The organism is Deferribacter autotrophicus (genome assembly GCF_008362905.1).
Lineage (GTDB): Bacteria > Chrysiogenota > Deferribacteres > Deferribacterales > Deferribacteraceae > Deferribacter > Deferribacter autotrophicus.
In genome coordinates this window covers 172607-181903 of the sequence record NZ_VFJB01000008.1, presented here as the reverse complement: position 1 = coordinate 181903, position 9297 = coordinate 172607, and the positions used below count along the sequence as shown (strand labels likewise).

Sequence of the window (9297 nt, the reverse complement as noted above, 5' to 3'; positions counted from 1 at the left end):
TGCCTGTATCGCTGACATTCGGACAGTGATATCGTTTTTATTCGGACACCGTATCGGAAACATTCGGACACCATAGCGCTACTATTCGGACACCTTGAGTTAAGCGAAACTAACCTCTAAACTCCCCATAAAGTAAACAAAGGGGGAGTAAAAATGAAGAGGTTAGCTATGGCTATGGTAAAAGATGTTTTACGTTTAAGATTTCAAAATAAGTTATCGTATCGGGCAATTAGCCGTTCTTTAGGAGTTCCCAAATCAACGGTATTAGATTACTGTACACGTTTTCAAATAACGGGATTATCGATAGAAGAAGGGCTAAAGCTTTTGGATAATGAGCTTGAAGATAAGCTATTCCCAGAGCGTAAAGCAAAGTCAAGAAACAACCGTCCATTACCTGATTTTGCATACATAGCTGAAGAGATACGCAAAAAAGGTGTCACATGGTTACTATTATGGCAGGAATACAAAGAAAGACATCCGGAAGGTTACAACTATACTCAGTTTAAGAAATATTGCCAAGATTATATTCAAAGACTATCCCCTACAATGCGTCAGATATATTATGCTGGGGAGACGATGTTTGTTGATTATTCAGGATTAACGATGAATATGGTTGATGTAAGTACAGGAGAGGAGAAAGCAGTTCAAATATTTGTAGCAGTACTTGGAGCCTCGGGTGCGGTATTTGTTCATGCGACTCCTAATCAAAAGCAGTCTTCGTTTATATTGTCTCATACGTTGGCTTTTGAATATTTTGGAGGAGTTCCGAGACAAATAATTCCTGATAATTTAAAATCAGCAGTAATAAAGAATACTCGAGAAACCCTTGAATTGAATTCCAGCTATTTAGATATGGCAAGATATTACAATACAGTAATAATTCCAGCTAGACCTAACCATCCAAAGGATAAAGCGAAAGTGGAGCAGGCAGTTCAGGGGATACAGCGCTGGATATTAGCCAAATTGAGGAATAGGGTGTTTTACGGAGTAGAAGAGATAAATGCTGTTATAAAGCCTCTTATGGAGCAATACAATGAAAAAAAGATAAGGGGTATAGGTAAGAGTAGGTTTGAGCTGTTAGAGGAGTTAGAGCGTCAAGAATTGCTACCATTACCTAAGAAGCGTTACCAATATAGAGAGCACTTATTACGAACGGTTCATTTAGATTATCATGTGGAAGTTGCAGGTAATTATTATTCTGTTCCTTATCAATATATAAAATCAAAGGTTGATGTATGGTATTCCAACACTACCGTAGAAATATTTTTCAAAGGTAAATTAATAGCAGTTCATCCCAGGTTATTTATTAAAGGTCAAGCTTCTACTTTGGATGAACATATGCCACCTAACCACGTATTGAGTAAAGAAAGATGGAGTCCAAAAAGAATATTTTTTTGGGCATCTAAAATAGGCTTAAATACGACTAAGTTGATGAAAATGATAATGGAATCAAGGAATCACCCTGTAAATGCTTATAGAACCTGTATTGCGATATTAAAATTATCCGATGAATACTCTGCAAAGGAATTGGAATTAAGCTGTCAAAAAGCGATTTCAATAGGAGCGTTTACAGTAAAAAGCGTAAAAACTATCTTGAAGACCAAATCTTATCAGCAAAGACCGAAAAAAGATATCACCCCTTTAAATAAGCATGAGAATATAAGGGGTAAACAATACTACAAGGAAGAGAAGGAGGAAAAGTAATGGAACTTGATAATCTTTTATCACAATTAAGTTTAAAAGGGTTTAGTGCTGCACTTACCAAACAACAAGAAAACCCAGTTTACAACGAAATGCCCTTTGAAGAAAGATTAATTCAGTTACTTCAAGCCGAACTATCGGAAAGGCTGAATCGAAAGATTAAAAGAAACTTGGCTGCCGCAAAACTGAAAGAGAAGATGGCAAGGGTGGAAGATATCGATTACGGTATTCAACGGGGATTGAATAAAAGTATAATGACTTCTCTGATAGGAGGTGATTATTTGAGAAGAAAACAGAACATAATTATTACTGGGCCTACTGGTACGGGGAAGAGCTATATAGCTCAAGCACTGGCAAACAGAGCAATTCTTGATGGTTATACTGCGAGATATTACAGGGTTCCCAGATTAATGGAAGAATTAAAACTGGCAAGGTTAGAAGGTGATTATATAAAAATGCTTTCCCGTCTTGCAAGGTTTAATCTTCTCATTTTAGATGATTTTGGTATCAGTGCGTTTGAGGCTGATGAAGCTAATGATTTATTAGAAGTAATAGAGGATAGAGTTGGCGTGAATTCAACAATAGTTACTTCTCAATTACCAATTGATAACTGGTATGATTGTCTAAAGAATGCCACTGTGGCAGATGCAATACTTGACAGATTGGTACATAGCAGTCATAAGATAAAACTTAGCGGAGAAAGTGTTAGAAAACTGAAATCAGAGGAGAATATAGTTTAGTGATACTAAAAAATACCGTGAGGTTAGTTTTGCATAGAAGGGGTCTTAAAATTAGTGTCTAAAGTGTCCGAATGATAGCGATACGGGTGTCCGAATAAAGCGATACGGGCAAAAAATAGACAATTTCACATATATCACAAAGGGGGAGCTCTATCTTATTAGGAACTTTTCTGTCCTGAGGCATATAGATAAAATTTATTAAATCAGCATTTAACCCTGCGAAATTTGATATAGAAGTAGAAAATTTTTTATCCTTTTTGGCACTTCTATGCGGATAACAAACTATACACGGAAGATCGATCTTATCTTTACCTTTTCCAGCAGTTTGATTTTTTAAATTATTTTTTATCAGTGGAACTTCATATTTTGTTTTAAAGGTATTTATTGATACAGAGTTGAGCCAGTTTTTCTGAAAAAACTTGTTTGCTCTAAACCAATCAACAGCCTTTTTATTTTTCACTTCAGGCGGTAGATTAGCAATATATTCTATAATTTCATCAATAATTTTTTTTGCATCTTCTATGTTTTTGAGCGCTTTTGGTATAGCTTTAGAAAACCCATATTTTTTCTTAACATCTATTTGATTTATAATTTTTAATATACTCTTCCAGAGATCACTTACACTTTTTTCCTCATTTTGCTTAAAGGCTTTTTCTAATTGCTTCAAATGATTGTTTTTTATACTTTTAAGCCTATTCAGATGTCCGTAAAATTTTATGTATGTTTGAAATGAATAATCAAAGAACCTTTGTGAAAAATTTTCAAATATTTTTCTGTCGATTTCTATAAAATTTTCACCAAATTTGATTAGATTTTCATCTTTTGAAATCAGGTTATTTTCTTTTACATAAAAGAAATCTTGATTTATTCTCAAAAATCCAACAATACCAGCATTATAAAGCCAATCGCCGAGATACGTTTTCTCTTTCACCCAATCACCTCCAACATTCCAAACCCTTGGGAACGCTTTGCACCAATTCCGGCATCATAAATCAACTGAAGGATTGAAACTGGAGCTTTAACAGTAAATATCCCTTTATTTGCAATCTCCTTGCCGTAAATATTAACTTTTTTTGATTTAATTCTAAGATCAAAGATTTGAAACTCGTCTTCTTTTAAATCATAATCGAGAAAAACTTTTGCTATACTTTTAACATTGTAAAATAAATTCTTTTTAAAATCAGGATGATTGCAGTCAATAAAACCAACACCTTTTTTGTCTTTTAATTCTCTCACAACTATTGGGGATAATGTTTTAAAAGTTACTCTATCTGAGTTTATCAATTTTCTTTGCTTATAGAAAAATCTGTTAATCTGAATACTACCTCCCAGGTAATTTAATGACTTTTCTTTTGAAAGTTTTACAAATCCATTGTAAACATTTATTAAAACTTTAGGATCAAAGCTTGAAAAATGAAGTGTTACTTTATTTGAATCAAGAAATATTTTTCCTTTCTCTGATTGATTATCTGATGAAACAAACGAAACAGAAAAAGTAAAAGGTTTCTGTCTATTTTTAGAATTATTTCCATAAAACTTTTCAAACAATTTTATATCTGAAAGTTTGATGGCTTCCTTTATCAGTGATAGGAAATGTTTTCTATAATCGTGAGGAATAAAATAGGGCTCTTTATCCAGAATAAAACGTGCACCAAATCTCACAACATCCCCCCAATGATCTATTGTTAATATATTATACCATAAATTAAAATTTTTGCAAAAAATTTTAATTTTTATTGATTTTTTAATTAGTGATTGAAGAAGATTTCTGTATAAACACAATTTAAAAATGCGTATGAATTTAAAGAAAACGGGGACTAAATCTATTGGATTGTAGTCCCCTGATTAATATTAGTGGAATTTTTTGTATTTTTAAATTTTAAATAATGTCTTCTATATTTTTAAATGGAAGATTGTGGGCTTCTGCCACAGGTTTACAGGTTACATGGCCAAAAGCTACGTTTACTCCTTTTTTAATTGATTCATTTTCCTTGCATGCTTTTTCCCACCCTTTATTAGCAATTTCAATGGCGAAAGGCAGGGTTGCGTTTGTGAGTGCATAAGTCGAAGTTCTTGCATAGGCTCCTGGCATATTTGCTACACAGTAATGCAATATCCCATCAATTTCATATACAGGGTCATGGTGAGTTGTGGGTCTTGATGTTTCAACACAACCGCCTTGATCAATACTTACATCAACAATTACAGCACCTTTCTTCATTTTTGTAATCATCTCTTTAGTAATAAGTTTTGGAGCTTTAGCACCAGGGATCAATACAGTACCAATTACAACATCAGCATCTTTTATTTCATTTTCTATATTTACTTTATTTGACATAAGCATTTCACAGTTTGCAGGTAAAATATCTTCCAAGTATCTCATTCTTTCTAAATTGATATCCATTACTACTACACGTGCTCCTAATCCTGATGCAATTTTAGCTGCATTTAATCCAGCAGTTCCACCACCGATGATAACAAATTTAGCACTGTGAACGCCTGCAACACCTCCTGCAAGCACGCCTCTTCCACCATAAGGTTTAGCAAGATAATATGCACCCATTAATGAAGACATTTTTCCTGCAATCTCACTCATTGGTTCTAAAAGAGGAAGTTTTCCTTTAACTTCAATTGTTTCATAGGCAATAGCCACTACTTTTTTCTCTATTAATCCTTTTGTTTGCCTTTCATCTGGTGCTAAGTGTAGATAAGTAAAGATAATTTGTCCTTCTTTAAATTTTTCTATTTCTACAGGCTGGGGTTCTTTTACTTTAATTATCATTTCGGCATTCTCAAAAACCTCATCAGCACTTTCAACTATTTCAGCCCCTTCACGGATGTACTCTTCATCGGTAATTCCACTGCCAATACCAGCATTTTTTTCGATTAAAACCTTATGTCCATTTTTTACAAGTTCATGAACTCCAGCAGGAGTAATACTAACCCTATTTTCATCAGGTTTGATTTCTTTTGGTACTCCAATAATCATTCAACACCTCACCAATAAATTTTCTCCTAAATATTATAAATTTTTTAAAATATCAAACAAAACTTACTTTTTTGTTTTAGAATATTAAACCTAAACAATATTAAATAAATAATTTTATTCTTAAATAACAAAATGATATACACCTTTTTTGGTTTAATTGTTGTTTATTAATACTAAAATAAGTTAAATAGATGATTTGTTGTTCAGTTAATTTTTTTGATTTGCAATCCAATTTATGATATTGAACAAAGTTCTAAATTGTACTATTATTTAATAAATATAGAGGTGAAATATGACAGTGCAACCATTACCATTTGAAACACAGATTTTTGAGCTAGAGAAAAAAATAGAAGAACTTAAGAAAATGTCTGAGTTATCAGGAGAATCTCTTGCTAAAGAAATTGAAAATTTAGAGAAAAAACTGGCTCAAGTGAAGACAAATATTTATAAATCCCTTACTCCTCAGCAAAAAGTAATGGTAGCAAGGCATCCAAATAGGCCCTATACATTAGATTTTATAAAATATATATTCGAAGATTTTGTTGAACTTCATGGGGATAGATTATTTAGAGATGATCCAGCTATTGTGTGCGGGTTGGCAAAGTTTGATGGTGAGCCTGTAACAATTATTGGGCATCAAAAAGGTAGAAATACAAAAGAGAATATATACAGAAATTTTGGTATGGCACATCCTGAAGGTTATAGAAAAGCTTTAAGAGTATTTATGCTTGCTGAAAAATTTAAAAGACCAATAATAACTTTTGTTGATACACCTGGAGCTTATCCAGGAATTGAAGCTGAAAAAAGAGGACAGGCTGAAGCAATTGCAAGAAATTTGAGAGAAATGGCTGGATTAACTGTTCCTATGATCACTGTTATCACTGGAGAAGGTGGGAGTGGTGGAGCTCTTGCCATTGCAATGGGAAATAGGGTTTTAATGCTTGAGCATGCAATTTATGCAGTAATAAGTCCTGAAGGGTGCGCTTCAATACTTTGGAAAGATGCGAGCTATTCTGGTAAGGCTGCAGAGGCTTTAAAATTAACTGCTCAAGATCTGCTTAAATTAAATGTGATTGATGAAATTATAAAAGAGCCTGTAGGTGGTGCACACAGGGATCATCTTGAAACAGCTAAAAATGTAAAAATTGCAATTAAAAAACATCTTATGGAACTAAAAGGGATGTCTTCCGATAAGCTTTTTGAAGATAGATACAATAAATATAGGGCCATAGGAGTTTTTGCAGAAGCTAAATGAGTAAAATAAAAGTTCTCCCGGAACATGTAGCAAATAAGATTGCAGCAGGGGAGGTTGTTGATCGACCTGTAAATGTTGTTAAAGAGCTGGTAGAAAATGCCCTTGATGCTGGTGCTACAGAAGTAAAAATTGAAATCTTGGATGGGGGGATTTCGTTAATCAGAGTATCTGACAATGGAAGAGGAATTGAGCCAGAAGACTTACCCCTAGCTGTAATGCGTTTTGCTACAAGCAAAATTAATAACTATGAAGATTTGTTTAAAATAAACACCTATGGCTTTAGAGGTGAAGCTTTAGCTGCAATAAGTTCTGTAAGTAATTTTAATATAAAAAGTGGGAATTTTGAGCTTTCAGTTGATTTTGGTAAAGTAGGGGAAGTGACTCCATCTTCTTTTTATGATGGAACCATCGTAACGGTTAAAAATATTTTTGCAAAAATACCTGCAAGATATAAGTTTTTAAAATCTCCTGTTAGCGAACAAAAAGAAATTGTGAAATATGTGAAACAAATAGCTCTTTTAAATCCTGATAAATCATTTAAGCTGATTAGCAATGAAAAAATATTATTGGAATTTAGTTGTAATGAAACTTTAATTAGTAAAGGGAAAAAGATTTTTGGAATAGATGAGTTAGTAGAAGTGAATTATGAGGAAGATGGCTTACGAATCAATGGTTTAATAAGTCTACCAAATGTTCAAAAATTTAGAAAGGACAATATTTTTATTGGTGTAAACAAAAGAGTTGTAAAAGATAATATGATTGCACAGTCTATTTTACAAGCATATCATCGAAAAATACCTGAAAATAGATATCCTGTTGCATCTATTAACATTGAGGTTTTGCCTGATTCTGTTGATGTAAATATTCATCCAGCTAAAATGTTTGTAAGATTTTATAATTCAAATAGGATATTTAAGTCAATTTTTAAGGCTGTAGTTGAAACACTTGATTTTTCTAAAAACAGTATTGATGAAAAGATCGAGTATTCAAAAGAAGAGATTTTGCAAACAACTTACCATGGTGTTAGTGAATATGAAGAAAAATATGCTGTTGATTTAACAAAATTAATACAAATTGAAAGCATTGATGATTTCCAGTCTGAGGTTTCATATAGTGTTGAAAATGAGGATGATTTAAAGATTTTAGGTCAACTTTTTAATACTGTTATAGTTGTAGAAAAAGGGGATGAAGTTTTATTTATTGATCAACACATTGCCCATGAAAGAATATTATACGAAAAATTAATTAAGAAAGATAATCCAATTAATTCTGTAATTTTAACAGAACCTTTTTTATTAGAGTGCAGGGATGATGAAATTATTTTTGTGTCAGAAAATAAGGATAAATTAATGAATTGCGGGATAGATGTAGAAATATTTGGTGAAAAAATTTTAAAAATAAATGCCTTACCTGCTGAAATTTTGAATAAAAATATTGAAGAGGAAATAAGATCTATAATTACTTCAAGTAATTTAAACGGTAAAAATGATTTTATAGAGCCAATTTATTTAAATATTTCATGTAAATGTGCTATCAAAGCTGGTGAAAGACTTCTTATGGATGAAATGAAAAAACTGGTCAGTGAGCTTTTTGAATGTGAAAATCCATATACATGTCCACATGGTAGACCAATAATCTTTAAACTTAATAAAAACGAGTTGTTTAAGAAATTTCACAGATGAGAATTCCTGTAATTACTGGGCCTACTGCCACTGGAAAAACAGATTTTGTATTAAAGTTGACTGAATTTCTGGATATTGAAATAATTAGTGCAGATGCGTACCAGGTTTACAGGTATATGGATATAGGAACTGCCAAACCATCAAAGGATGAGCTTGATAGAGTAAAACATCATTTAATAGACATTTTAAATCCAGATTGTAGTTATTCAGCTGGAGATTTTTTCAATCATGCAGAAACTTTGATTAACAGTATACTGAATAAAGGAAAAATCCCTGTAATTGTTGGAGGCACCGGCTTATACGTTGAATCTTTAACTAAAGGCATTTTTGAAGGACCTCCAAGAAATGAAGAAATAAGAGAAGAGCTCAAAGAAATTGCAAAAGAAAAAGGAACACCTTTTCTTCATGACGAACTAAAAAAGATAGATCCTATATACGCTTCAAAAATTTCAGAAAATGATTTGGTGAGAATAATTAGAGCACTAGAAGTTTATAAAATTTTAAAAATACCTTTTACTGAGGCTCATAGACTTTTCCATAAAAAACCTAAATTTAAGTACGATATTTATGTTTTTTATAGAAATAGGAGTAAATTATACACTTTAATTAATGAAAGAGTAGATAAAATGTTTGAAAAGGGCTGGATTGATGAAGTCAAAAGATTGAACCAAATGGGATATGATAGCAGATACTCCTCTTTTAAGGCAATTGGATATACTGAGATTGAAAATTATTTGAATAAAGGTGGAGATATTAATGATGTAAAGGATGATATAAAAAAGAAAACAAGACGTTTTGCAAAAAGGCAATTTACATGGTTTAAGCATATGGATGAATCTATTTGGATAGATATAGACGAACTAGATTTTGAAAGTATCAAGAATAAGCTTATAACTTCTTTTGAAACAATATAAAAAAATAAAACATTTA

8 protein-coding genes are annotated in these 9297 nt (G+C 32.1%); 5 read left to right on the top strand and 3 right to left on the bottom strand.

Annotated elements, in window-relative coordinates; translation table 11 throughout:
• Positions 1–153 precede the first annotated feature (153 nt).
• Positions 154–1704 carry an IS21 family transposase gene (gene istA / locus FHQ18_RS10435; RefSeq protein ID WP_149265514.1) on the top strand — a complete coding sequence of 517 codons (1551 nt, stop codon included), beginning with the start codon at positions 154–156 and terminating at the stop codon, positions 1702–1704.
• On the top strand, positions 1704–2441 hold the full coding sequence (gene istB / locus FHQ18_RS10430) for an IS21-like element helper ATPase IstB (RefSeq protein WP_149265513.1): 738 nt from the start codon (positions 1704–1706) through the stop codon (positions 2439–2441). Before istA ends, istB begins: the two co-directional genes overlap by 1 nt.
• Positions 2442–2499: 58 nt before the next feature.
• Here istB and cas8a1 read toward each other — a convergent pair whose 3' ends face one another.
• From cas8a1 to ald, 3 genes are all read right to left on the bottom strand, one after another.
• Entirely contained in the window at positions 2500–3372 is an 873-nt protein-coding gene (gene cas8a1 / locus FHQ18_RS10425) for a type I-B CRISPR-associated protein Cas8b1/Cst1 (protein WP_149267122.1), read from the bottom strand.
• The gene (gene cas6, locus FHQ18_RS10420; protein ID WP_188020392.1) at positions 3369–4103 is read right to left on the bottom strand and encodes a CRISPR-associated endoribonuclease Cas6; all 735 of its coding nucleotides are present in this window, start codon (positions 4101–4103) and stop codon (positions 3369–3371) included. The genes cas8a1 and cas6 overlap by 4 nt, the downstream gene beginning before the upstream one ends.
• 217 nt (positions 4104–4320) lie before the next feature.
• Entirely contained in the window at positions 4321–5430 is a 1110-nt protein-coding gene (gene ald / locus FHQ18_RS10415; RefSeq protein ID WP_149267120.1) for an alanine dehydrogenase, read from the bottom strand.
• A 292-nt stretch (positions 5431–5722) separates the two neighbouring features.
• Between ald and FHQ18_RS10410 the strand changes: the two genes are divergently transcribed.
• From FHQ18_RS10410 to miaA, 3 genes are read left to right on the top strand one after another with little or no spacing between them, the layout of a single operon-like run.
• Positions 5723–6685 (top strand): acetyl-CoA carboxylase carboxyltransferase subunit alpha, encoded by a 963-nt coding sequence (locus FHQ18_RS10410; protein ID WP_149267119.1) that lies wholly within the window; start codon positions 5723–5725, stop codon positions 6683–6685.
• A complete protein-coding gene (mutL, locus tag FHQ18_RS10405; protein WP_149267118.1) occupies positions 6682–8367 on the top strand; it encodes a DNA mismatch repair endonuclease MutL in 1686 nt (561 codons plus the stop codon). Before FHQ18_RS10410 ends, mutL begins: the two co-directional genes overlap by 4 nt.
• On the top strand, positions 8364–9281 hold the full coding sequence (miaA, locus tag FHQ18_RS10400) for a tRNA (adenosine(37)-N6)-dimethylallyltransferase MiaA (protein WP_149267117.1): 918 nt from the start codon (positions 8364–8366) through the stop codon (positions 9279–9281). Before mutL ends, miaA begins: the two co-directional genes overlap by 4 nt.
• Positions 9282–9297: the final 16 nt, after the last annotated feature.